The 24,020-nt window shown below is 70.3% G+C and carries 24 protein-coding genes; 14 read left to right on the forward strand and 10 right to left on the reverse strand.

The genetic code is table 11. The features are described from left to right. Nucleotides 1–32 precede the first annotated feature (32 nt). Nucleotides 33–2,618: an ATP-dependent chaperone ClpB gene (clpB, locus tag AB0J91_RS24395; protein WP_363872930.1), complete on the forward strand. Its 2,586-nt coding sequence runs from the start codon at nt 33–35 to the stop codon at nt 2,616–2,618. A gap of 93 nt (nt 2,619–2,711) precedes the next feature. On the opposite strand, the gene AB0J91_RS24400 is transcribed toward clpB, so the two are convergent. Next, entirely contained in the window at nt 2,712–3,917 is a 1,206-nt protein-coding gene (locus AB0J91_RS24400; RefSeq protein WP_363872933.1) for an MFS transporter, read from the reverse strand. Between the two features lie 90 nt (nt 3,918–4,007). Here AB0J91_RS24400 and AB0J91_RS24405 point away from each other — a divergent pair, with 90 nt between their 5' ends. The 5 genes from AB0J91_RS24405 (at nt 4,008) to AB0J91_RS24425 (ending at nt 7,499) form a co-directional block, all read left to right on the forward strand. Next, nucleotides 4,008–4,631, forward strand: coding sequence for a helix-turn-helix domain-containing protein (locus AB0J91_RS24405; protein ID WP_363785655.1), 624 nt, complete (start codon nt 4,008–4,010; stop codon nt 4,629–4,631). A 115-nt stretch (nt 4,632–4,746) separates the two neighbouring features. Further along, on the forward strand, nt 4,747–5,439 hold the full coding sequence (locus tag AB0J91_RS24410) for a hypothetical protein (protein ID WP_363873049.1): 693 nt from the start codon (nt 4,747–4,749) through the stop codon (nt 5,437–5,439). Nucleotides 5,440–5,523: 84 nt separating this feature from the next. Next, entirely contained in the window at nt 5,524–6,297 is a 774-nt protein-coding gene (locus AB0J91_RS24415) for an SDR family oxidoreductase (protein WP_363785661.1), read from the forward strand. A gap of 18 nt (nt 6,298–6,315) precedes the next feature. Beyond that, entirely contained in the window at nt 6,316–6,858 is a 543-nt protein-coding gene (gene pyrE / locus AB0J91_RS24420) for an orotate phosphoribosyltransferase (protein WP_363872936.1), read from the forward strand. Continuing rightward, nucleotides 6,855–7,499 carry an RNA methyltransferase gene (locus AB0J91_RS24425; protein ID WP_363872939.1) on the forward strand — a complete coding sequence of 215 codons (645 nt, stop codon included), beginning with the start codon at nt 6,855–6,857 and terminating at the stop codon, nt 7,497–7,499. The genes pyrE and AB0J91_RS24425 overlap by 4 nt, the downstream gene beginning before the upstream one ends. A 110-nt stretch (nt 7,500–7,609) precedes the next feature. Here the strand turns inward: AB0J91_RS24425 and AB0J91_RS24430 are convergent, their stop codons facing one another. The 3 genes from AB0J91_RS24430 to AB0J91_RS24440 form a co-directional block, all read right to left on the reverse strand. Continuing rightward, entirely contained in the window at nt 7,610–8,281 is a 672-nt protein-coding gene (locus AB0J91_RS24430; RefSeq protein WP_363872942.1) for a VTT domain-containing protein, read from the reverse strand. 321 nt (nt 8,282–8,602) lie between these two features. Beyond that, on the reverse strand, nt 8,603–9,757 hold the full coding sequence (gene nagA, locus AB0J91_RS24435; protein WP_363873052.1) for an N-acetylglucosamine-6-phosphate deacetylase: 1,155 nt from the start codon (nt 9,755–9,757) through the stop codon (nt 8,603–8,605). 126 nt (nt 9,758–9,883) lie between these two features. Next, nucleotides 9,884–10,453 carry a SigE family RNA polymerase sigma factor gene (locus AB0J91_RS24440; RefSeq protein ID WP_363785671.1) on the reverse strand — a complete coding sequence of 190 codons (570 nt, stop codon included), beginning with the start codon at nt 10,451–10,453 and terminating at the stop codon, nt 9,884–9,886. Nucleotides 10,454–10,546: 93 nt separating this feature from the next. On the opposite strand from AB0J91_RS24440, the gene AB0J91_RS24445 reads away from it, so the two are divergent. The 4 genes from AB0J91_RS24445 to AB0J91_RS24460 all read left to right on the forward strand — a co-directional run bounded on the left by AB0J91_RS24445 (nt 10,547) and on the right by AB0J91_RS24460 (nt 14,056). Further along, nucleotides 10,547–10,825 carry a YciI family protein gene (locus AB0J91_RS24445; protein ID WP_363785673.1) on the forward strand — a complete coding sequence of 93 codons (279 nt, stop codon included), beginning with the start codon at nt 10,547–10,549 and terminating at the stop codon, nt 10,823–10,825. 208 nt (nt 10,826–11,033) lie between these two features. Beyond that, nucleotides 11,034–12,068, forward strand: a complete 1,035-nt coding sequence (fbaA, locus tag AB0J91_RS24450) for a class II fructose-bisphosphate aldolase (protein ID WP_363872945.1) — start codon at nt 11,034–11,036, stop codon at nt 12,066–12,068. 290 nt (nt 12,069–12,358) lie between these two features. Next, entirely contained in the window at nt 12,359–12,769 is a 411-nt protein-coding gene (locus AB0J91_RS24455; protein WP_363872948.1) for a DUF3151 domain-containing protein, read from the forward strand. 198 nt (nt 12,770–12,967) lie between these two features. Beyond that, nucleotides 12,968–14,056, forward strand: coding sequence for an FUSC family protein (locus AB0J91_RS24460; RefSeq protein WP_363872951.1), 1,089 nt, complete (start codon nt 12,968–12,970; stop codon nt 14,054–14,056). Here the strand turns inward: AB0J91_RS24460 and AB0J91_RS24465 are convergent. From AB0J91_RS24465 to AB0J91_RS24475, 3 genes are all read right to left on the reverse strand, one after another. After that, nucleotides 14,053–14,295, reverse strand: a complete 243-nt coding sequence (locus AB0J91_RS24465) for a hypothetical protein (RefSeq protein ID WP_132680425.1) — start codon at nt 14,293–14,295, stop codon at nt 14,053–14,055. The genes AB0J91_RS24460 and AB0J91_RS24465 overlap by 4 nt on opposite strands. A 171-nt stretch (nt 14,296–14,466) precedes the next feature. Continuing rightward, the gene (locus AB0J91_RS24470) at nt 14,467–15,099 is read right to left on the reverse strand and encodes an HNH endonuclease family protein (protein WP_363872954.1); all 633 of its coding nucleotides are present in this window, start codon (nt 15,097–15,099) and stop codon (nt 14,467–14,469) included. 152 nt (nt 15,100–15,251) lie between these two features. Continuing rightward, the gene (locus AB0J91_RS24475; protein WP_363872957.1) at nt 15,252–15,890 is read right to left on the reverse strand and encodes a hypothetical protein; all 639 of its coding nucleotides are present in this window, start codon (nt 15,888–15,890) and stop codon (nt 15,252–15,254) included. 166 nt (nt 15,891–16,056) lie between these two features. Between AB0J91_RS24475 and AB0J91_RS24480 the strand changes: the two genes are divergently transcribed. After that, entirely contained in the window at nt 16,057–17,343 is a 1,287-nt protein-coding gene (locus AB0J91_RS24480; protein WP_363785688.1) for an adenylosuccinate synthase, read from the forward strand. A gap of 42 nt (nt 17,344–17,385) precedes the next feature. On the opposite strand, the gene AB0J91_RS24485 is transcribed toward AB0J91_RS24480, so the two are convergent. Beyond that, nucleotides 17,386–18,999 carry a Na+/H+ antiporter gene (locus AB0J91_RS24485; RefSeq protein ID WP_363872960.1) on the reverse strand — a complete coding sequence of 538 codons (1,614 nt, stop codon included), beginning with the start codon at nt 18,997–18,999 and terminating at the stop codon, nt 17,386–17,388. Nucleotides 19,000–19,213: 214 nt separating this feature from the next. After that, entirely contained in the window at nt 19,214–20,314 is a 1,101-nt protein-coding gene (locus tag AB0J91_RS24490; RefSeq protein WP_363872963.1) for a glycerophosphodiester phosphodiesterase, read from the reverse strand. Nucleotides 20,315–20,500: 186 nt separating this feature from the next. Here AB0J91_RS24490 and purD point away from each other — a divergent pair, with 186 nt between their 5' ends. The 3 genes from purD to AB0J91_RS24505 all read left to right on the forward strand — a co-directional run bounded on the left by purD (nt 20,501) and on the right by AB0J91_RS24505 (nt 23,317). Further along, complete coding sequence (purD, locus tag AB0J91_RS24495; protein ID WP_363872966.1) at nt 20,501–21,763, forward strand: phosphoribosylamine--glycine ligase; 1,263 nt, start codon at nt 20,501–20,503, stop codon at nt 21,761–21,763. 95 nt (nt 21,764–21,858) lie between these two features. Next, nucleotides 21,859–23,022: a pyridoxal phosphate-dependent aminotransferase gene (locus AB0J91_RS24500; RefSeq protein WP_363872969.1), complete on the forward strand. Its 1,164-nt coding sequence runs from the start codon at nt 21,859–21,861 to the stop codon at nt 23,020–23,022. A gap of 130 nt (nt 23,023–23,152) precedes the next feature. After that, nucleotides 23,153–23,317: a hypothetical protein gene (locus tag AB0J91_RS24505; protein WP_363785701.1), complete on the forward strand. Its 165-nt coding sequence runs from the start codon at nt 23,153–23,155 to the stop codon at nt 23,315–23,317. 95 nt (nt 23,318–23,412) lie between these two features. Here the strand turns inward: AB0J91_RS24505 and AB0J91_RS24510 are convergent, their stop codons facing one another. Further along, nucleotides 23,413–24,006 (reverse strand): HAD family phosphatase, encoded by a 594-nt coding sequence (locus AB0J91_RS24510; RefSeq protein WP_363873055.1) that lies wholly within the window; start codon nt 24,004–24,006, stop codon nt 23,413–23,415. Between the last annotated feature and the right edge of the window lie 14 nt (nt 24,007–24,020).

Below are 24,020 nucleotides of genomic sequence, written 5' to 3' on the forward strand. Positions count from 1 at the left end.
GACCAGGCACGACAAGCGGCACGAGGTGAGGAATGGACGCGTTCAACCCGACGACGAAGACTCAGCAGGCGATCTCCTCCGCGGTTCAGGCCGCGACGATGGCCGGGAACCCGGACGTAGGCCCCGCGCACGTGCTCGGCGCCCTGCTCGCGCAAGGTGACGGGCTGACGGCACCGCTGCTCACCGCCGTCGGGGCGGACGTCGCCGACGTGCGGCGCGAGCTCGACTCGCTGACGCACTCGCTGCCCGCCGCCACCGGCAGCACCGTCGGCGCCCCGCAGCTGTCGGGCGAGGCCGTCAAGGCGCTCACCCGCGCGCAACGCCTGGCCACCGAGATGGGCGATGAGTACGTCTCCACCGAGCACCTGCTGGTCGGCCTGGCCGCCGAGGGCGGCCGCGTCGCCGACCTGCTGCGCAAGCACGGCGCCACCCCCGACGCCCTGCGGGAGGCCTTCGCCAACGTGCGCGGCTCGGCCCGCGTGACCAGCGCCGATCCCGAAGGCACCTACCAAGCGCTGCAGAAGTACGGCCAGGACCTCACCGAGCGCGCCCGCGCCGGTGAGCTCGACCCGGTCATCGGCCGCGACGCCGAGATCCGCCGCGTCGTGCAGGTGCTGTCCCGGCGGACCAAGAACAACCCGGTGCTCATCGGTGAGCCCGGCGTCGGCAAGACCGCCATCGTGGAGGGCCTCGCGCAGCGGGTCGTCGCAGGTGACGTGCCCGAATCGCTGCGCGGCAAGCGGGTCGTCTCGCTCGACCTCGGTTCGATGGTGGCCGGCGCGAAGTACCGGGGCGAGTTCGAGGAGCGGCTCAAGGCGGTGCTCAAGGAGATCACCGAATCCGCCGGTCAGGTGATTACCTTCATCGACGAGCTGCACACCATCGTCGGCGCCGGTGCCACCGGTGACGGTTCGATGGACGCGGGCAACATGATCAAACCGATGCTCGCGCGCGGCGAGCTGCGCATGGTCGGTGCGACCACGCTCGACGAGTACCGCGAGCACATCGAGACCGACGCCGCGCTGGAACGCCGCTTCCAGCAGGTGCTCGTCGGCGAACCCAGCCCCGAGGACGCCGTGGCGATCCTGCGCGGGCTCAAGGAGCGCTACGAGGTCCACCACGGCGTCCGGATCACCGACGGCGCCCTGGTGGCCGCCGCGACCCTGTCCGACCGCTACATCACCGCCCGCTTCCTGCCGGACAAGGCCATCGACCTCGTCGACGAGGCGGCGTCCCGGCTGCGCATGGAGATCGACTCGCGCCCGGTGGAGATCGACGAGGTCGAGCGCGCCGTGCGCCGGCTGGAGATCGAGGAGATGGCGCTGGCCAAGGAGACCGACCCGGCCTCGGTCGAACGGCTCGCCGCGCTGCGCGCCGAGCTCGCCGACCGGCGCGAGAAGCTCTCCGAGCTCACCGCGCGCTGGCAGCAGGAGAAGGAGTCCATCGACAAGGTCCGCGATCTGAAGACTCAGCTGGAACAGCTGCGCGGGGAGTCCGAGCGCGCCGAGCGCGACGGCGACCTCGGCAAGGCCGCCGAACTCCGCTACGGGCGAATCCCCGCGCTGGAGAAGGAACTCGACACGGCCACCCACGCGCAGACCGAGCGCAAGGCGATGCTGCAGGAGGAGGTCACCGCTGACGACGTCGCGGACGTCGTCAGCGCCTGGACCGGCATCCCCGCGGGTCGCCTGATGGAGGGCGAGACCACCAAGCTGCTGCGGATGGAGGACGCCCTCGGCGCCCGCGTCGTCGGCCAGTCCGAAGCGGTGCGCGCGGTCTCCGACGCGGTCCGGCGCACCCGCGCCGGTGTCTCCGACCCGGACCGGCCGACCGGATCGTTCCTGTTCCTGGGCCCGACCGGGGTCGGCAAGACCGAGCTGGCCAAGGCGTTGGCCGGTTTCCTGTTCGACGACGAGCGGTCGATGATCCGCATCGACATGAGCGAGTACTCCGAGAAGCACTCGGTGGCCCGCCTGGTCGGCGCCCCGCCCGGCTACGTCGGCCACGACCAGGGCGGTCAGCTCACCGAATCGGTCCGCCGCAGGCCCTACTCGGTGGTGCTGTTCGACGAGGTCGAGAAGGCCCACTCCGACGTCTTCGACGTGCTGCTGCAGGTCCTCGACGACGGGCGGCTCACCGACGGGCAGGGCCGCACGGTCGACTTCCGCAACACGATCCTGGTGCTGACCTCCAACCTCGGGTCGCAGGCCATCGCCGATCCCAACCTCGGCGAGCGGGACCGCGACGAGGCCGTGATGTCGGTGGTGCGCGCGCACTTCAAGCCCGAGTTCCTCAACCGGCTCGACGACGTCGTGGTGTTCCACCAGCTCAACACCGAGGAGCTCACGTCCATCGTGGACATCCAGGTGGACCGGCTGGCCAAGCGGCTCGCGCAGCGGAGGCTGAGCCTCGACGTCCAGCCGGCGGCGCGGGACTGGTTGGCGCTCAACGGTTTCGACCCGATCTACGGCGCTCGTCCGCTGCGCCGCCTGGTGCAGTCGGCCATCGGCGACCAGCTGGCCCGCAAGCTCCTCGCGGGCGACATCCGCGAGGGCGACAAGGTCCGCATCGACGTCACCGACGACAACGACGCCCTCACCGTCGAACCCGCGAACTGACCTCACGTTCGGGTGAATGATTCGAATTTCGCGCGAAATCTGAATGCCGAAGTTCGGGCTCGAATTTCGCGCGAAATTCGAATCACCCTGGTCTCAACGGCGAAAGGTGGACAGGGCTGCGATCGCGGCGAAGAGGGAGGCCGCCGCGGTGAAGACCAGGGTGGCGGTGGTCAGATCCGTGATGGTGCTGATGTAGCCGAGCACGACCGCGGGGACCGTGGCCGACAGGTAGGCGACGACGTAGATCATCGCCGCCGTGCCCGCGCGCTGGTGCGGGGCCGCCAGGCCGGTGAGCATCCGGAAGGCGCCCATGAACATCAGCCCCCAGCCGACGCCGAGCACGGCGGTGGCCGCGAAGAACAGGTCGGCGTGGTGGGACAGCACAGCGGTCGCGATCCCCGCCATCGGGATGATCATCAGCACCGCTCCGACCCGCACCGCTCGCTCGGCGGCCCAGCGGGCCAGCAGCAGCTGGGTGAGCCCACCGACCCCGGCCAGCACCGCCACCGGAAGCCCGCTGATCAGGTTCGGGAGGTCGTGCACCATGCCCTTGGCCACCGACGGGGCCAGCGACATGAACATCCCGCCGACGATCCACGAGGCCAGCACCATGGTCGACATCAGCGCGAACCGAGCGCCCTGGCCCGCCGGGACGACCGGCCGGCGCGGGCGCAGCGCCTCCCCGATCGAGCTGATCTTCGCCACCGGTTCCGGCATGGCGAGCACGATCGGGATCGCCACCGCGAAACCGGCGGCGAGCAGCAGGTAGCTGGTCAGCGTCGGCCCCGGGACGAACTGCACCAGGATTCCCGACAGCAGCGATCCGCCCGCCATGCCCAGCGCCGCCGCGACCCCGTTGACCAGCGAGCCCTGGCTGGATCCGGGGCGCTGGAAGTCCAGCAGCGCACCGCTGATCGCGCTGGTCGCCGCACCCGTGGCCAGCCCCTGCAGCACGCGGCCGGCGAACAGCCCGCCGACGCCGGTGGCCAGCGCGAGCACCAGCACCGCGGCGATCTCCACCACCAGCGCCCCGATCAGCACCGGGCGTCGCCCGATGTGGTCCGACAGCGACCCGCACAGCAGCAGCGCCACCAGGATCGCCACCGCGTAGGAGGCGAACACCTCCGTCAGGACGGTGTTGGTGAACCCCCACCGGTGCTGGTAGATCGAGTACATCGGGGAGGGGGCGGTGGAGGCCATCAGGAACAGGGCGTAGATCCCGCCGATGAACCAGAACGAGCCGGAACGTGACAACCCGCGCTCGCGCGTGAGGCTCGGGCGTGCCAGTTCGGTGGTCATGGATTTCCTCTTCGGTCGGGTTCGGGGTGTCCGGACAACGACAACCTCTTAGCGGAACGAACCATTCCGCGCGGGCGTAGCCTTGTGCGCATGGCCACAGCAACGACCGCTCGGCACGACGACGCCGTCATCCGAGCCGCCCGGGAGGTCTTCGCCGAGCACGGGATGGCCGCTCCGATGGCCGAGGTCGCCAAGCGCGCCGGGGTCGGCGTGGCCAGCATCTACCGCCGCTACCCGAGCAAGGCCGAGCTCGTCGAGCAGGTGCGCATCGCGGCGTTCCGCCTGGTCATCGATGAGGCCGAGGCCGCGCGCGCCGAGGAGAGAGATCCGTGGCGGGCGCTGAGCCGCTTCATGCACCGCTGCCTGCGGGAGGGCTCGGGCATCGGCACCGTGCTGCCGCAGCTGGAGAAGCGGCACACCTTCTCGGTCGAGTTCCGCGACCTGCAGCAGCGCGTCGCCGAGGTGATCGAGGCACTGGTCGACGACGCCAAACTGGCCGGAGAGCTCCGCGCCGACGTCGACTGGACCGACGTCCTGCTGCTGTTCAAGCACCTCAACCCGTCGCTGCCGACGACCGAGTCCCGTCGCGCCGAGCTCCGCGCCCGCTACCTCGGCCTGGTCCTGGAGGGCCTCCGCGCCGACGGCGCCGCCCTGCGCGGTCCGGCGCCCGACACGGCCGAGTGGCGAGCTCTCTGCGACAACCGCGCCGAGTGATCCGACCGGTTCGCGGTTTTCGCACGTCAAGGTCAACCGAACGAGCGGTTCGGATTCCGATGCGCAGGTGATCTTCGAGTTCCGCGATGTTCGGACTACCCTGCCCGGTGTGGGCATACCTGCGTGGCTCTGGTTCCTCGTCGCCGTCGTCGCGATCGTCGCCGGCGTCGCGCTGCTGATCTCCGACCGATCGCAGCGCACCTCCAACAACCGGGAGCGGCGTCGCTGGGCGGCGCTGCGCGGTTGGCAGTTCGCCGAAGTGGACCGCGTCCTGCCGACGCGGTGGGAGCGCGGTGTGCTCGCCCAGTACGGCGCGACGACCGCGATGGACGTGGTGGCGGGCTCGACGTTCACCGCCGACGGCCGTCGTCAGGTCTACGTGCTGGACCTGGATGCCGCGGGCAAGACCGTCGCCGTCCTGGTGGGCGTGCGCTGCCGCCGCACGACCCCGGCGACCATCGAGCTGTGGCTGCCGGACGTGCCGGTGCCCCAGGACTCCGGGCTGGACCTGCTGGGGCCGGTCGGTTCGCGCTACGCCTTCGTCACCGAGGTCGCCTCGGCCCGCCCGCTGGTCACCGCCGACCTGGTCGACGCCACCGAGGAGATCGGCCAGGACGTCACCGTGGTCTGGCTGGAGAACGACTGGGTGCTGGCCGCGATGCACCCGGCCGACGCCGACCCGGCACGCCTGGAGCGCCTGCTGCGCGATCTCGGCGACCTCGCCGACCTGGTCGACCCGTTCGACAGCGACCCCAACGACGCGCCGACCGAGACCGAGGCGGAAGAGACCTCGCAGCACATCCAGTAGGTCAAGCGGCGCAGCCGTCCCCCATCCGCACCGCTGAGCAAGCCGACCTCAGCCGATGGTTTTCGAGACCGGTAGGTTCGGGATATGCCTACCGCACTCGTCACCGGTGCCACCGCGGGTATCGGCCGCACCTACGCTCGTCGGCTGGCCGCCGAAGGTCACGACATGGTCCTGGTCGCGCGCGACACCGAGCGGCTCGAAGAGCTCGCCGACCGGCTGCAGACCAGGCACAACGTGCGAGTCGAGATCCTGCCCGCGGACCTGTCCGACGCCGCGCAGCGGGCGAAGGTCGCCGAGCGCCTCAGCGACGCGACCAGGCCGGTGGACGTGCTGGTCAACAACGCCGGGTTCGGCACCGGCGGAGCTTTCTGGGACCTCGCGCCCGAGGTGCTGCGGCAGCAGCTGGACGTCAACGTCGCGGCGGTGCTGGAGCTGACCCACGCGGCGGTGCGGACGATGCGCGAGCGCGGACGCGGCGACGTGATCAACGTGGGCAGCGTGGCCGGGTTCTTCACCGTCTCCGGCTCCACCTACGCCGCCACCAAGGCGTACGTGATCGCCTTCTCCGAGGGCCTGGCGACGTCCCTGGCGGGCACCGGGGTGCGCGTCATGGTGCTGTGCCCCGGGTTCACCCGGACCGAGTTCCACGAGCGCGCCGGGCTGGAGATGAGCAGGCTGCCGCGCGCCTTCTGGCTGCAGGCCGACCAGGTCGTGCACGAGTCGCTGGCCGACCTCCGCGCGGGCAAGGCGGTGTCGATCCCGGGCGCCCAGTACAAGGCGCTGGTCGCCATCGGACGGCTGATCCCGAAGAAGCTGCAGCGCATGGTGGTCACCCGCACCGTTCCCGGCCGGACCTGAGAACTATCCTCGGTTCTCGTGGTGAACGAGAAGCAGCGCTCCGAACTGGCCCGACTGGTCAAGGAGCTCGCGGTGGTGCACGGCAAGGTGACGTTGTCCTCCGGCAAGGAGGCCGACTACTACGTGGACCTGCGCCGGGCGACCCTGCAGCACCAGGCGGCCCCGCTGATCGGGAGTCTGCTGCGGCAGATCACCGCTGACTGGGACTACACCGCCGTCGGCGGGCTGACCCTGGGCGCCGACCCGGTCGCCGCGGCCATGATGCACGCCGACGGTCCCGCGCTGGACAGCTTCGTGGTGCGCAAGTCCGCCAAGGCCCACGGCATGCAGCGCCAGATCGAGGGACCGGACATCACCGGCAGGCGGGTGCTGGCCGTGGAGGACACCTCGACCACCGGCGGCAGCGTGCTCACCGCCGTCGAGGCGCTGCGCGAGGCGGGCGCCGAGGTGGTCGGCGTGGCGACCGTCGTCGACCGCGACACCGGGGCTCGCGAGGCCATCGAGGAAGCGGGGCTGCCCTACCGCACGTTGCTGGGGCTGTCCGACCTCGGACTGGCGTGAGCGAGGACGTCGGGCCCACCGAGTGGGGCACCAGCGTCGGCGTCGGCCCGTGGGAGGGCCCCTGGCCGGACGACGACCGCTACGACCCGGAGCTGCTGGAGCACGGTGACCGCCGCAACGTCGTCGACCACTACCGGTACTGGCGGCGGGAGGCGATCGTCGCCGACCTGGACCTGCGGCGGCACGAGTTCCACGTGGCCATCGAGAACTTCCAGCACGACCACAACATCGGCACGGTTGTGCGCACCGCCAACGCGTTCCTGGCGGAGGCGGTGCACATCGTGGGCCGCCGCCGCTGGAACCGGCGCGGCGCGATGGTCACCGACCGGTACCAGCACGTGCACCACCACCCGGACGTCGAGTCGCTGAGCGCGTGGGCGCGAGAAGCGGACCTGGCGGTCGTGGCGGTGGACAACACGCCGGGCGCGATCCCGGTGGAGCGCGCGGAGCTGCCGCGCCGGTGCGTGCTGCTGTTCGGCCAGGAGGGGCCCGGCCTGCACGAGGAGTCCCGCCGCGAGGCCGACCTGGTGGTCTCCATCGCGCAGTTCGGCTCCACCCGATCGATCAACGCCGGGGTCGCCGCGGGCGTCGTCATGCACACCTGGGTGCAGCAGCACGCCGACCTCGGCTTGGCGTGGTGAGGGCTTCGGGTCCGAACCGTCGATGCCCGGTCAGTTCGGACCAAAATCGCCCCTGATGCGAAAGAAGAGCCGGACCCGAGTGGGTGCCGGCTCTTCTTTCGAGGGTTCCGTCAGGCCGCTTCGCGGGCCTTCTCGCGGCGTCCCTTGATGTACTCGATGATGATCGGCACGATCGAGATCACGACGATGACGATGGCCATGGCCTCGATGTTGTTCCGGATCCACGGGATGTTGCCCAGGAAGAACCCGAGCAGCGTCATGCTCAGGATCCAGGCCACACCACCGATGGCCGAGTAGCTGAAGAACTTCTTCTGGTCCATCTGACCGATGCCGGCCACCGCCGTGATGAACGTGCGGACGATCGGCACGAAGCGGGCCAGGATGATCGCGCGGGCGCCGTACTTCTCGAAGAAGGCGTGCGTCTTGTCGACGTGCTCGCGCTTGAACAGCTTCGAGTCGGGCTTGTTGAACATCGCCGGGCCGACCTTGCGCCCGATCCAGTACCCGGTCACGTTCCCGACGAAGGCGCACACCGCCAGCAGCACGCAGACCAGCCAGATCGGCGTGTTGATCGCGCCGATGGCGACGAACATGCCGGTCACGAACAGCAGCGAGTCACCCGGCAGGAAGAAGCCGATGAGCAGACCGCATTCGGCGAAGATGATCAGGCAGACGCCGATCAGCGCGAACGGGCCGAGACCAGAGACGATGTTCTCCGGATTCAGCCAATCCGGAAGCAGAGCGAGCGCGGGCTGTGCCGCGGCGGCGAATTCGGACGTCACGCTTGCCAACGGTACCGTGACGCCGCTTCGCCCGGATTTCGGGAGAGCTGCGGGACATCAACGCAGCGCACACCCACGATCACCCAATGGGGTAAAGGACTGTGACGCCCGCCGCGAGCGAACCGGACAGGAGTCCCAGAACGATCACGAAGAGCAGCACTCTCGTGGAACTGGGTCGCAGCGTGCGCTGCGACGAGGAGGGACGGCCGCTCGCCCGCGCCCGTAACGCGGCGGACAGCGTGTCCTCGGTTTCCCGGCCGTTCATCCCCCGACCCTAACCAGCAGCCAGGCCGAACGGCTGCAGATCGGCGATGCAGCAGGTCACGCGGGTTCGGTGAGCCACCGGCCGCCGCGCATGACGCCCTGCAGGTCCAGGTCGTCACCGAGCACGACCATGTTCGCGTCCGCGCCCGGGCGGATCTCGCCCACGTCGGTCAGCCCGAGCCGCCGCGCCGGGTTCGTCGAGGTGGCCGCGACCGCGGCCGGCACGGACAGCCCGCAGCTGCGCACCAGGTTGCGGAACGCGGCGTCCATGGTCAGGGTGCTGCCGGCCAGCGAGCCGTCGGCCAGCCGGGGTTCGCCGTCGACGACGGTCACCGGCAGCGCGCCCAGCTCGTAGGTGCCGTCACCGGCGCCGGTGGCGCTGATGGCGTCGGTGACCAGGATCGTCCGGTCCACTCCGGCGTGGGTGGCGGCCAGCCGGGCGACGGTCGGGTGCAGGTGCACGAGGTCGCAGATCAGCTCCACGCTGACCCGCTCGTCGTCGAGCAGCGCGCCGACCGGTCCGGGCTCGCGGTGGTGCAGCGAACGCATGCCGTTGAACAGGTGCGTCGCCACGGTCGCCCCGGCCTCCACGGCCTCCAGCACCTGGTCGGCGATCGCGTCGGTGTGCCCGACGGCCGCGATCGCACCGCCGTCGACCAGCTGCCGGACCGCGTCCCGCGAACCGGGCAGCTCGGGGGCGAGGGTGACCATCCGGACCGTGCCGCGGCCGGCGTCGAGCAGCTGGCGGACGTCGTCGGCCTCCGGCGCGCACAGCGCCTCCGGAGCGTGCGCGCCGCACCGGGCGTGGGAGAGGAACGGTCCTTCCAGGTGAACACCGGCCACCAGGCCCTCGGCGGTCAGCTCGGCCAGCGTGGCGATCTGCTTGACCAGCTCCGGCACCGGCGCGGACACCAGGCTGGCCAGCATCGTGGTGGTCCCGTGCGCGCGGTGGTGGGCCACCGCGGTCTCGGTCTGCTCGGGTTCCAGCGAGGTGAACGAACCGCCGCCACCGCCGTGGCAGTGAATGTCCACGAAGCCCGGAACCAGCCAGCGCCCGGACAGCTCGATCGCCGGGCCCTGGGGGACGGCGCCGTCACCGACGGCGGCGATCTTGCCCGCGGACACGCGCACCCAGCCCGGCTGCGCGACTCCGCCCGGGGTGACGACCCGCGCGCCGGTGAGGATCAGTTCGGCAGTGTTCACAACGACGATCCTCCGCCAAACGCGAGCAGTGGTCTACACCAAAATCGGTGTTTTGCGGCTCAGCCCGAACCCGCCGAGCCGGTCACGGACGGTGAGACCGGGGGGAATGTCTGATTCGCCGAATATAGACCGTCGTCAGCTCGCGATGTGCTTCTGCAACGCCTCCAGGGCGCGGCTCGCCGTCGACTTGACGGTGCCCTTGGAGACGCCGGTCGCCTCGGCGATCTCGGCCTCCGACAGGTTCCCGTAGTAGCGCAGCACCAGCACTTCGCGCTGCCTGCGCGGCAGCTTGCCCAGCGCGTCCACCACGGCCTGGTGCTCGGCGGTGAGCATCGCCAGCGACTCCGCGGAGCGCGCGTTGGCCTGGTGCGGCGGCTGGTACTCGCGGGCGGTCTTGCGGCGGCGCAGCATCGAGCGGGAACCGTTGACGACCGCCGTGCGCAGGTAGGCGATCGCGGCGTTGGCGTCGCGCAGCCCGGACCAGTTCCGGTAGAGGCCGGTGAACGCCTCCTGGACCACGTCCTCGGCGCTGCTGATGTCGTCGACCAGCAGGATCGCCAGCCGGACCATCCGCATCCGCTGCTGCTTGTAGATGTCCTCCAGGGACAGCGGTTGCTGCGTCTGCCGGTGGACTCCGTCCAACTTGCGCAGCGTGCCGAAGGTCTTCTCGACGCTGCGCTCGATCCCTTCCGAATCACCGCCCATGATCGAAGAACTTACCCGGCGAGGATGGGTTCGCGGGGTGGGTTCGGGTTAGCGTCGCGTGGATCGTTGAATTCGCCGCTAGGGAGGCACAACATGGCGAGGTTCGTTGTCGAGCTGGTCTACGGGCCCGACGAGGACAAGAGGCTGGCGGTCCGCCCGGAGCACCGGGAGTACTCGCGCGGACTGGCCGAACGGGGCACGCTGCTGGCCGGCGGGCCCTACACCGACGGCAAGGGCGCCCAGATCATCTACGAGACCGCCGACGAGGCCGAGCTCGAAGACGTCCTGGCCGCCGACCCGTACACCGAGGCCGGGGTGATCGCCTCGACCACCATCCGCCAGTGGGAAGTCGTCACCGGCGCTTGGCTGTAGGCGGCGAGCGCCCCAGCGTGTGAGTATGTGCACAGGAACGTTTTCTGAATCCTTGCACCAACTTTTCAAAACAACACCGCTGGGGCACTGTGACGCGCGAACGAGTGGTATGTGCCCCGACGCGCCGCGGACGGTGCGCTGGGGTTCTTAGGATGCTGCGCGATCTCGCGACACTTCACGACCGAACTCCATCTGAGGAGGATGACCGATGCCCATCGCGACCCCCGAGGTCTACACGGAGATGCTGGACCGGGCGAAGACCGGTGAATTCGCCTACCCAGCGATCAACGTGACCTCGTCGGAGACGCTCAACGCGGCGCTGCGCGGGTTCGCCGAGGCCGAGAGTGACGGCATCATCCAGGTGTCGACCGGGGGCGCCGAGTTCGCCTCCGGCACCAAGGTCAAGGACATGGTCACGGGTGCCACCGCGCTCGCCGAGTACGCGCACGTCGTCGCCGCCAAGTACCCGGTGAACATCGCGCTGCACACCGACCACTGCCCGAAGGACAAGCTCGACGGCTACGTCAAGCCGCTGATCCAGATCAGCCAGGAGCGGGTCAACCGCGGCGAGAACCCGCTGTTCCAGTCGCACATGTGGGACGGCTCGGCGATCGACCTCGACGAGAACCTGCAGATCGCGCAGGAACTGCTGGAGCTGTCGGCCAAGGCCAAGATCGTCCTGGAGCTGGAGGTCGGCGTCGTCGGCGGCGAAGAGGACGGCGTCGCCAACGACATCAACGACAAGCTCTACACCGCGCCCGGCGACTACATCAAGACCGTCGAAGCCCTCGGCACCGGCGAGAAGGGCCGCTACCTGCTGGCCGCGACCTTCGGCAACGTGCACGGCGTCTACAAGCCGGGCAACGTCAAGCTGCGCCCGGAGATCCTCAAGCAGGGTCAGGACGTGGTGTCGGAGAAGCTGGGCCTGGCCGCCGGCTCCAAGCCGTTCGACCTGGTCTTCCACGGTGGTTCCGGTTCGCTGCTGGAGGAGATCCACGAGGCGCTCTCCTACGGCGTGATCAAGATGAACATCGACACCGACACCCAGTACGCCTTCACCCGGCCCATCGCGGACCACATGCTGAAGAACTACGACGGTGTGCTCAAGATCGACGGCGAGGTCGGCAACAAGAAGACCTACGACCCGCGCAGCTACCTCAAGGTCGCCGAGCAGGCCATGGCCGCTCGCGTCGCGCAGGGCTGCGAGGTCCTCAAGTCCGCAGGCCGCATGATCGCCGGCTGAGTTTTCTCGGTTCGCACTCGCCTTGCCGGGCGGTGCGGGTGGCGGAACCTCAGCGGCTCTCTGGCTCCGGGATCCGAGACTTGTGTATGTCGTCCAATACACGGCGCTTCGGCTGTCCTCCCCAGAGAGCCGCTGAGAACCCGCGGCGGTGCGAGTTGCTCAGGTGGTGAAAAGAGAAACCGGCTTCGCCGGTTGCCTGACGTTGGTTGGCTTTGTTGTCTTTCGACGGTCCGTTCGCCCTGTGGGTGGACGGACCGTCGTCGTCTTGGGTGAAGTGCGAGGATGGGGTCATGACGAGGAATCTGTTGGAGCCGCCGGAGACGCTGCTGCCGGAGAGCCCGGAGGCGCAGGGCGCCCTGGATGCAGGCACCGACCCCGCCGAGGTCGCCGCGCAGCACCCGGCGTTCAGCGCCGCTTGGGCCGCGCTCGCCGACAACGCCCTGAACAGCGGGGAGAACATCGCCGCCTACGCCTACGCGCGCACCGGATACCACCGCGGCCTGGACGCCCTGCGCCGCTCCGGCTGGAAGGGCTTCGGCCCGGTCCCGTGGCGCCACGAGCCCAACCGCGGCGTGCTCCGCTCGGTCGCGGCACTGGCCAAGGCGGCTCGCGCCATCGGCGAGACCGAGGAGTTCGACCGCTGCCGCCAGCTCCTCGAGGACAGCGACCCGGCCTCCCTGGAAGCCAACGACCTCGCCTGACGACCACGAACCCGGCCACGCGCGGACGCCCTGCCCGCACGTGGCCGGGCCCGTCGTACCCGGATCCCGCACGTCCCGGGGTGACCGGATTTCAGTGGAAATCGGGAACCCGATTTCAGTGGAACTCCGGGCCCCGATTTCCACTGAAATCCGGGACCGCCCGGCGGGCGCGGACGTTCGGTGGCGGAGGATGGTGTCGTGCTGCGTTTGCGTGAGGAGTTGACCCGCCGGCTCCGGCGGTTGCTGCGAACCGGTGTGCCGATCGTCCAGTGCGCGCTGGCCGCCGGCGTGGCCTGGTTCCTCGCGCACGACCTCGTCGGGCACGTGGCTCCGTTCTTCGCCCCCATCGCCGCGGTGATCTCGCTGGGCGTCTCGCTCGGGCAGCGGATGCGGCGAGCCCTGGAACTGGTCGTCGGCGTGAGCATCGGCGTCGGGGTCGGCGACGTGCTGATCTCGGTGATCGGCACCGGGACCTGGCAGATCGCGCTGGTCGTCGCGCTGGCGATGTCCACCGCTGTGCTGCTGGACAGCGGCGGCGTGATCGTGCTGCAGGCCGCGTCCTCGTCGGTGCTGGTCGCGACGCTGCTGCCGCCCGCCACCGCGGGCGGGCTGACGCGGATGCTCGACGCCGCGATCGGCGGGCTGGTCGGCTTCGCCGTCGCCGCGCTGCTGCCCGCCAACCCCCTCGCGGTCGCGCACCGCAACGGTCGCGTGGTGCTGGGAGCGCTCGCCGACGCGCTGCGCGGGGTCGCGAGCGCGGTCGCGCACCGCGACATGTCGATGGCCGCCGACGTGCTGGCCGATGCCCGCAAGAGCCACAAGTCCGTCGAGGAGTTCCGCGCCGCGCTGGAGGCCGGAGCCGAGATCGCCAGGTTCGCGCCGATCCGCTGGCGCAGGCGCGGCGACCTGGAGCGCTACGAAACCGCCGCCACTCCCGTCGACCGCGCGCTGCGCAACACGCGCGTGCTGACCCGGCGGGCGCTGGCGGCGCTGCGCGACGAAGAACCCGTTCCGCGACCGCTACCGGGCATGCTGGAGGAGCTCGCGGGAACCGTCGTGCTGCTGCGCGACGAGCTGGCCAGCGGCAAGGATCCGCTGCAGGCCAGGGAAGCCGCGCGCTCGGTCGCCAAGAAGTCCACAGTGGAACTCCTGGGCGAGGGTGACTTCTCGATGCAGGTCGTGGTCCTGCAGGTGCGCTCGATCGCCGTCGACCTGCTGCAGGCGTCCGGCCTGACTCGCGCCGAAGCCGTCGCCACCCTGCCGCCGCTGCACCCCGACGAGGGCTAGGGCCGGTTCAGCACGGCTGCCAGGCAGGCGTGCAGCGGCTCGTGGTCGCGCGGGTCGTGCAGCTCGCAATCGGCCGCTGAGAGGCGGTACCACTCCTCGGCGCCGGAGTAGCGGATCCACACCTGCACCGCGCCCTGCTCGCAGGAGGTCGCCAGTTCCAGGTCGCCGGTGATCACGCCGACCTCGTCGGTCATCACCCCGCCCGGAGGCGCGGTCAGAGTCGTGCGCAACTCGCCCATGACCGCAGTATGCCTTTCCGGATTTCGTTCGGGGCTCTTCGCGCGGTGGTGCGGGTGACGGGAACCCCGAACGGGAAAGCACTGGGGTCCTCCTGCTCCGGGCGCGCCGACTCGTGCGTGTCGCAGGAGGACCACCTCAGAACAACCCTCAGGTGGAACGGCTGCGCTGCTTCAGCAGCCGTCCAGGGCGGTCTGGAGAGCGCCCTTCTCGGCTTCGGTGATGGTCAGCTGGTACTTGTGCTTGGTGCCGACCCACATCGAGGCGTAGGTGCAGTGGTAGTCCGTCGCCGGCGGCATCCAGGTCTCGGGGGTTTGGTCGCCCTTCTCCTGGTTGACGTTGTCGGTGACCGCGATGAGCTGCGGGCCTTCCAGGTCGTTGGCGAACGCCTGGCGCTGGTCCTGGGTCCATTCGGCGGCACCGGAGCGCCACGCGGCGGCCAGCGGCACGATGTGGTCGATGTCCACGTCGGACGGCTGGGTCCAGGTCTCGCCGTCGTACGGGCTGGCCCAGCTGCCGGCGGTCGGGTAGCAGTCGGAGCCGACCTCGACGCCCTCGCCGTCCCGCTTGAGCACCGCTTCGCGGGTGTTGCAGTTGTCCGGCCCGTCGATCCAGTGCGGGAACTTCTCCCGGCTGTAGCCGTCCATCGAGCCCTCGGCGGCGACGGTCAGCTCAGCGAGCTCGGCCTTCGCGGTCGCCGGGTCGGGGATTCCCGGCGGCTCGGCGGCGGCCGGGATGGCGAGCCCGATGCTGATCAGTCCGGCCAGCGGCAGGGCGGTCAGGGTGGCGCGCAACGAACGTGTCATGGCTTCCTCCGCAGTGGGCTAGATCGCCTGCTTCGAGATGACGATTGCCCACGTGGGTGGCCGATTCAATGCCGAAGAGTGGCCGGAAGGTGACATGGCGTGAAGTCGCCACCGATCGCGCTACCAGAATGTGAATTCCACACACTCGGTGATCAACGCGCCAGGTTGAGGTCCTCGGTGTGCCGGTACCAGACCCACTTCTCCATCGGCCTGGGGTGATCGGTGCCGTCGTGCCGCACGGTGGTCGACCGGAACGACGCCTGGAACGCCCGCCCCCGCGCGGATTCGGTGCGACGGCGCAGCAGCCCGCGCCGGGTGACGCCTACCCGCAGCCCGTCCATCGGGGGGTCGATCGTGTGGTTCAGCGGATCGGCCGTCGGGTCCGGCAGCGGTGCCGCGTCCGGGTCCGGGGAGACCACGAGGCTCTGCGCGGCGCCGTTGAGGACCTGCGCGTCGTCGCAGTACGCCTGGCCGGTGATCGGTGCGATCACGCCCTCGCCCAGCAGGATTCCGCCCGAGTCGTCCCTGATCAGCGGCACCGGTCGCGGGGACGCGGTCAGCGCGCGCTCGAAGTCCCCGACGGCCAGCCCCCACAGCCGGGCCACCGGCGAGTCGGCCACCGGCACGTAGCCGACGGTCAGTTCGGTCAGCCGTTCCTTGCGCAGCAACCGCAGCACGACGGCCGCCAGGTCCATGTCCGTGCCGTGCACGACCACCCGATCGGTTGCTTCTGCCAGCAGCGGATCGACCTCGTTGCGACCCGGCGCGGCGGAAACCTCGTGCCATTGCACAGAGTCACCGGACGGACGCGCTGCGCCATCAACGTTTCCGCAGGACAATGCGGTGGTACTCACGTTTCGCTCCTGGTTTACCCTGATCGACCGGCATACCCCGTGGTGGGAGCGGGCGAAGCGTGCGGTCACGCTGGCGACCACCCAGTCCAGGTTGGAGTTTCACATGCCGGCGATCGTGCTGATCGGCGCCCAGTGGGGCGACGAAGGCAAGGGTAAGGCGACAGACCTGCTCGGCGAGCAGGCGCAGTGGGTCGTGCGTTACCAGGGCGGCAACAACGCGGGACACACCGTCGTGCTCCCGGACGGGCAGGACTTCGCGCTGCACCTCATCCCGTCGGGGATCCTGACTCCCGGCGTGACGAACGTGATCGGCAACGGCGTCGTCGTCGACCCGGGCGTCCTGCTGGAGGAGCTCGCCGGTCTGGAGGAGCGCGGGGTCGACACCTCGCGGCTGCTGCTGTCCGCCGACGCGCACCTGATCATGCCGTACCACGTGGCCATCGACCGCGTGACCGAGCGGTACCTGGGCAAGAAGCAGATCGGCACCACCGGCCGCGGCATCGGCCCCTGCTACCAGGACAAGATCGCTCGCGTCGGCGTGCGGATGCAGGACCTGCTCGACGAGAAGATCCTGCGCCAGAAGGTCGAGGCCGCCCTCGACATCAAGAACCAGATCCTGGTCAAGGTCTACAACCGCCGCGCGATCGACGCGGAAGAGGTCGTGGACACCGTGCTGGGGCAGGCGGAGAAGTTCGCGGGCCGCATCGCCGACACCAAGCTGCTGATCAACAAGGCGCTGGAGCGCGGCGAGCGGGTGCTGCTGGAAGGCTCCCAGGGCACGCTGCTCGACGTCGACCACGGCACCTACCCGTTCGTGACCTCGTCGAACCCGACCGCCGGTGGCGCTTCGGCCGGTTCCGGCATCGGCCCGACGAAGATCAGCGCGGTGATCGGCATCCTCAAGGCCTACACCACGCGCGTCGGTGCGGGCCCGTTCCCGACCGAGCTGACCGACGAGGCCGGCGAGAACCTGCGCAAGCAGGGCGGCGAGTTCGGCGTGACCACCGGTCGCTCGCGGCGGACCGGGTGGTTCGACGCGGTGATCGCCCGCTACGCGACCCGCGTCAACGGCATCACCGACTACTTCCTGACCAAGCTCGACGTGCTCTCCGGCCTGGAGACCATCCCGATCTGCGTCGCCTACGACGTCGACGGCGAGCGGGTCGAGGACATGCCGATGACCCAGACCGGCGTGCACCACGCGGTTCCCGTGTACGAGGAGATGCCGGGCTGGTGGGAGGACCTCAGCGACTGCCGCAGCTTCGAGGACCTGCCGGCCAACGCCCGCGCCTACATCGAGCGCATCGAGGAGCTCTCCGGCGCCCGCGTGTCGGCGGTCGGCGTGGGCCCGGGGCGCGATCAGACGATCGTGCGCCACTCGATGGCCTGATCCTCTCGCGGGGGACGGGGTTTCAACTGAAACTCCGTCCCCTCAGCGGTTCCGCCAGGAGCTCTCCACGGCGGCTTCCTGCAGGTCGAGTTCGCGGAGGACGCGGCGCAGCACCTCGTCGTCGAGGTTGCCCGCGTCGCGTTCGTCCGCGATCGCCGAGCGCTGCACGTCGATGATGTTGCGCCGCAGCTCGGAGAACGTCCGGGTCGAGGTGTCGGCGCGCTCCGCAGGAGTCCGCCCCACCTGATCGGCCGCGGCCATGCCCTGGTGCTCGACCAGGCCTCGCATCCGGGAGACCATCCGGTTCAGCGCGGAGCTCTCGCAGCGCGCGTCGGCCGGGGTCAGCCCGTCAAGGTAGGCCAGCGCCGCGTTCGTGGCGATCCGCCGCGCCTCCGCCTCGGCCTGGTCGTCGCTGCGCGCCTCCTCCGGGTCGGTGATGCCCAACCGGCGGATGAGCAGCGGCAACGTGGTGCCCTGCAGCAGGATCGTGCCGACCGTGACCACGGCGGCGACGAACTGGATCACCTCGCGGCCGGGCAGCGGAGCTCCGCTGCCGGTGGTGAACGGAATCGCGCCCGCCGCCGCCAGCGTCACCACGCCGCGCATCCCGGCCCAGGACAGCACCGCCGTCCGCCGCCACCGGCCGCCGCGCTGGCGACCGCTCCTGATCAGGTGCGACACGCCGGGCAGGTAGTTCGAGGCGAACATCCAGAGCACCCGGAACGCCATCAACGACAGCAGGATCAGCAGCGTGGCCAGCGCGATGGCACCCGCCGGGCGCCCGGACTCCAGCACCTCGGTGACCACCGACTTCAACTGCAGGCCGATGTAGGCGAACACCAGGCTCTCCAGCAGCAGGTTGATCGCGCCCCACACGGTGTGCTCCTGCAGCCGTCCGGCGGCGCGCGCCCGGGGCAGGTTGTGGCCCACGTACAGCCCGGCTGTGACCACCGCCAGCACGCCGGAACCGCCCAGCTCCTCGGCCGTCAGGTAGGCGATGAACGGCACGAGCACGCCCAGCAGCGTCGCGATCTGCACGTCCGGGATGTGCTGGCGGGCCAGCTGCGCGAGCATCCCGAATCCCAGCCCCAGAACGACGCCGACCACCACGGCCAGCGCGAACACCCACAGGCCCTGGGCGAGCGTCGGCGTGGTTCCCACGGCCGCGGTGATCGCCATCCGGTAGATCGTCAGCGCGGCGGCGTCGTTGATCAGGCTCTCGCCGCCGAGCACCGTCATCACCCCGCGCGGCAGCTTCAGCTGGCGGCCGATCGCCGCCGCCGTCACCGCGTCGGGAGGGGCGATCACCGCGCCCAGCACGATCGCCGAGGCCAGCGGCAGGTCCGGGATCAGCAGGAACGCGATCCAGCCCAGCACGAACGACGTGACGATCACCTGCAGCACCCCGTGGTGCACGATCGGGCGGATCCTCGCCCTGAAGTTGGTGAACGAGCTCTCCAGCGCGGCCGCGTACAGCAGCGGCGGGAGCACGGCGGTGAGCAGCAGCTCCGGCTCGATGCGCAGCTCGTCGAGCCCGGGCACCAGCGACACCGCCATGCCGACCGCCACCAGCAGCAACGGCGCAGCGATCTCCCGGCTCCGCGCCAGCGCCGTGACCAGCAACGCCCCGATCAGTACCAGAATCAGCTGGGTCAACTCGCACCTCCGTCCACGATGGACACCCTAGGTGCGCACCCTCGCGATCACCCGAAACGACGAAACCGCCGCCCCCGAAAGGGGACGGCGGTCTCACTCATCTCGCACTCCACCCCGGGGTTCCCGACTTCCACGGAACTCAGGGGTCCGATTTCCACTGAAATCGGGTTCCCGACTTCCACTGAAATCGGATCACCCGGGTGGGGTCGGTGGGTCAGTGCTGGTCTCGGGCGGTGATGGCGAGGTCGGGCATGTCGCTGAAGATGCCGTCGATGCCCTGGTCGTAGAGGGCGTGGAAGAAGCCGAGGGCGTCGCCCCACTGGGCCGGGTCCTGCGAGGACTGGAAGTCCGCGGGCAGGAAGTTGTTCTCGGCGCGGACGGTGTAGGGCACGACCTGCAGACCGGCGGCGTGCGCGTGGGCGACGACCGCGGTCGGCTCGGTGAGGTGGTTGCTGTCGTCGACCGGGAGGATCACCTTGGTGTCGGGGCCGATCACGTCCGCGTAGGTCGCGATCTCCTTCAGCCCCTCCGGCGTGACCAGGTCGGCGTAGGTGCGCGGGTCACCGGCTTCGATGAAGTCCTGCGGGGCCCCGCTGTTGCTGATCAGCTGAACGAGCCGCACCCGAAGCTGTTCGCGCAGCTCCTTGAGGTTGCCGACCTCGAAGGACTGCACGACGACCTTCGCGTCCTCCTCGTTCAGGCCGTTGGCGTCGAGCGCCTCGACCACGCCGGGCTCGACCGGCAGGCCGAGCTTGCGGAAGTAGCTGGGGTGCTTGGTCTCCGGCGCCACGCCGATGTCGCGGCCGAGCTCCTCGGACAGCCGCTCCCGCAGGTCCAGCACCTCCTGGAAGGTCGGCACCTCGTAGAGGCCGTCGTAGACCGTGTTGTGCTGGCGGATCTCCGGGATGCGCTCCTTGGCGCGCAGCGTCTTGAGCTCGGCGAGGGTGAAGTCCTCGGTGAACCAGCCGGTCATCTCGGTGCCGTCGATGACCTTGGTGGTCTTGCGGGAGGCGAACTCCGGGTGCTCGGCGACGTCGGTGGTGCCGCCGATCTCGGGCTCGTGCCGGGCGACCAGCACGCCGTCCTTGGTGGGCACCAGGTCGGGCTCGATGTAGTCGGCGCCCATCCGGGCGGCCAGCTCGTAGGAGGCGAGCGTGTGCTCCGGCCGGTAGCCGGAGGCGCCTCGGTGGCCGAACACCTCGATCTGCGCGGTGTCCGGGGCCGGCTCGGCGGCAGCGGGCCCCACCGAGGTGATCACCCCGAGCGCGGCGGCGCCCACAACGGACAAAGCGATCAACCGTCCCCGAATCGTCATGCGTTCTCCCCGTTCCGACTGTGGCGGCTCCACCCAACCCCCCGCATCCGACGCCAGGGGCACACCAGTGCGACGTGCGGCCGACCGCCGGGTGAACGCCGCGCGACCTGCGATGCGCCATCCGGCGGCAACACTTCCCCGGGGGCAGCCGCCAAGTGGCCCACCGCACGCTCTACGCTGCGTTTTGTGCGAATCCTCGTGATCGGCGGCGGCGGCCGGGAGCATGCGATCGTGTTGGCGCTGTCCCGTGATCCGTCCGTGACGGCACTGGCCTGCGCGCCCGGCAACGCCGGAACCGCCGCGCTCGCCGAGTCCTACGCCGTCGACGTCGCCAAGCCCGACGAGGTGGCCGCGCTGGCCACCCGCTGGAAGGCCGACCTGGTCGTCTTCGGTCCGGAAACACCGCTGGTCGCAGGCGCTTCCGACGCCGTGCGCGCCGCGGGCATCCCGTGCTTCGGCCCGTCCAAGGCGGCGGCCCGCATCGAGGGGTCCAAGGCCTTCGCCAAGGACGTCATGGTCTCCGCCGGCGTGCCGACCGCGCGCAGCGAGATCGTGGACAACCCCGCGAAGCTGGACGCCGCGCTGGCCGGTTTCGGCCCGACCTGGGTGGTCAAGGACGACGGTCTGGCCGCGGGCAAGGGCGTGCTGGTCACCGGCGATTTCGACGCCGCCCGCGCGCACGCGATGAAGCTGCTCGACGGCGGCCACCCGGTGCTGCTGGAGTCCTTCCTCGACGGGCCCGAAGCCTCGCTGTTCTGCCTGGTCGACGGCACCACCGTGGTCCCGCTGCTGCCCGCGCAGGACTTCAAGCGCGTCGGCGACGGCGACGCGGGCCCGAACACCGGCGGCATGGGTGCCTACGCGCCGCTGCCGTGGGCCCCGGACGACCTGGTCGACACCGTGGTCCGCACGGTCGTGCAGCCCACCGTCGACGAGCTCGACCGCCGCGGCACCCCGTTCTCCGGCCTGCTCTACGCCGGACTCGCGCTGACCTCGAACGGCCCGCAGGTCATCGAGTTCAACTGCCGCTTCGGCGACCCCGAGACCCAGGCCGTGCTGGCGCTGCTGCACACCCCGCTGGCGCAGCTGTTCAACGCCGTGGCGCGCGGTGAGCTCGCCGAGCAGCCGGAACTGGAGTGGGAGCAGGGCTCGGCGGTGACGGTCGTGCTGGCCGCCGAGGGCTACCCGGGCCGCCCGCGCGTCGACGACGTCATCCAGGGCTCGGACCTGCAGGGCGTGCTGCACTCCGGCACGCGTCGCCGCGAGGACGGCGCCGTGCTGTCGTCGGGCGGACGGGTCCTGTCGGTGGTGGCCACCGGTTCCGACCTCAGCGCCGCCCGCGACGAGGTCTACCAGCGTGTCGAGCGCGTCCACCTGCCCGGTGCGCACTGGCGCACCGACATCGCCCTTCGCGCGGTCGACGGCGAGATCAGCGTTCCGAAGCCCTGACGACCGGCGGCACCGGCCTCGTCCGCGGTGGCCGGTAGCGGCCCGAGCGGTCCCGGTCATCGGGATCCGCGCCGGCATCTGGCACGCTGGCTCGCATGGTGAAGCCCGCCGCGCTGGCCGCAGCTCAACGCGCGAACGTAGACCCGTTCCAGGTCATGGAGGTCCTCACGGCCGCAGCCGCCCGTCAGCGGGCGCGCGGCGACGTCGTGTCGCTGGCCGCCGGTCAGCCCTCCACCCCGGCGCCGAAGGCGGTCCGCGAAGCCGCCGCGCGGGCGCTGGAGAGCAACGCGCTGGGCTACACCGAGCAGCTCGGCGTCCTGGAGCTGCGGGAAGCCATCGCCGGGCACTACGAGAAGGCGTACGGCCGCTCGGTCCCGGTGGACGAGGTCGTGGTGACCACCGGCGCCTCGGGCGCGTTCCTGCTGGCCTTCCTCGGCGCCTTCGACGCCGGTGACCGGGTCGCGCTGGCCAGCCCGGGGTACCCGGCCTACCGCAACATCCTGTCCGCGCTGGGCTGCGAGGTCGTCGAGCTGCCCTGCGACGCGTCCACCCGGTTCCAGCCGACCGTCGAGATGCTCGAAGCCCTCGACGAGCCGGTGCGCGGGCTGATCGTCGCCAGCCCCGCCAACCCGACCGGCACCGTGCTCTCCCGCGACGAGCTCGCCGGGCTCGCGGAATGGTGCGAGGCCAACGGGGTGCAGCTGATCAGCGACGAGATCTACCACGGCCTCAGCTACGGCGAACCGCTGCACACCGCGCGGGAGTTCTCCGCCGAGGCGATCGTGGTCAACAGCTTCTCCAAGTTCTGGTCGATGACCGGGTGGCGGCTCGGCTGGATGCTCGTGCCGCCGCGCCTGCTGCGCGCGGTCGACTCGCTGACCGGGAACTTCACCCTCTGCCCGCCCGCGATCTCGCAGCAGGCGGCCGTCGCGGCGTTCAGCCCGGAGACCTACGACGAGGTGGAGGCCCACGTCGAGCGCTACCGGGAGAACCGGAGGCTGCTGCTCGACGGTCTGGCGGAGGCGGGCATCACCAAGGTCGCCCCGGCCGACGGCGCCTTCTACGCGTGGGTCGACATCAGCGATCACACCGACGACGCGGCGTCGTTCTGCCGTCGCCTCCTCGACGACACGGGCGTGGCGCTGGTCCCCGGCGTGGACTTCGACCCGGCCCGCGGCCACCACTACCTGCGCCTCTCCTTCGCGGGCGATCCCCACGACATCACCGAGGCCGTTCAACGGCTCGGAGCCTGGCTGTAGACCCGGTGGCTCGCGGGGACTCAGGGGGCACCCTGATGTTTCCCGGAACCGGGCCTTCGACCTGCCGATTTCCGCGTTCCCTCTGGCAGGCTGGACGCGCGGGACTCTCCCCGGTGAAGAGGTGGTCGTGATGTTGTGGAAGGTGCTCGGCGGTCTGCTGGTCCTGTGGCTGGTGGTCTCCGTCGCCGGAGTGCTGATCAAGGGCCTGTTCTGGCTCGCGGTGATCGGCGGGATCCTGTTCGTCGCCACCGCCGCCCTAGGCTGGGCCAAAGACAAGAAGGAGATCAAGCCGTAGGACCACCAAGTTGACGGTGGTCGGCTTGCCTGGCGGTGCGGGTAGCGGAACCTGACGCGTCGCCTGGCCTCCGGTCGCCACGACACCTTCGGCGCTCAGGCGGCCAGTTTTTCTTGGAGGAGGTCGCGGGCGTGGTCGGCCGAGTGCCAGAGCTCCGCGTTGAGGCCTGCTTGCCGGGCGCCGGCGATGTTCTCCGCGCGGTCGTCGAAGAACAGGCATTCGGCGGGCTCGGCGCCGATGGTGTCGAGCAGGATCCGCCAGATCTCCGGGGCGGGCTTGGTGACGCGCAGGTCGCCGGAGAACAGCAGGTGGTCGAAGAACCGCGCCCACGGCTTGCTCTCACCGGCGCGGGCGAACGTCGTCGAGGCGTTGGACAGCAGCGCCAGCGGTACCTCGCGCCGGTGCAGGTCTTCCAGCAGTGCCAGCGAATCCGGGTCGGCAAACATCCAGCCGTCGACGTCGACGCTGGTCAGGCGGTGGATCAGCGAGTCGTCCAGCTCGCGGTCCAGTCGTGCTGCCACCGCGCGCCAGTAGTCGGCGTCGGAGATACCCGCGTCGTAGGCCCGGCGCTCGGCCCAGTAGGCCTCCTCGAACGTCGGCAGATCGGTGTCCAGCATCGCGGCCATGTCGGGCAGCGCGTGGGTGCGTCGGCTGATGACCTCGCCGTAGTCGAACACGATCCACCGCAGCATTCGAACCTCCG

The organism is Saccharopolyspora sp. NPDC049357, from assembly GCF_040677225.1.
Taxonomy (GTDB): Bacteria; Actinomycetota; Actinomycetes; order Mycobacteriales; family Pseudonocardiaceae; genus Saccharopolyspora.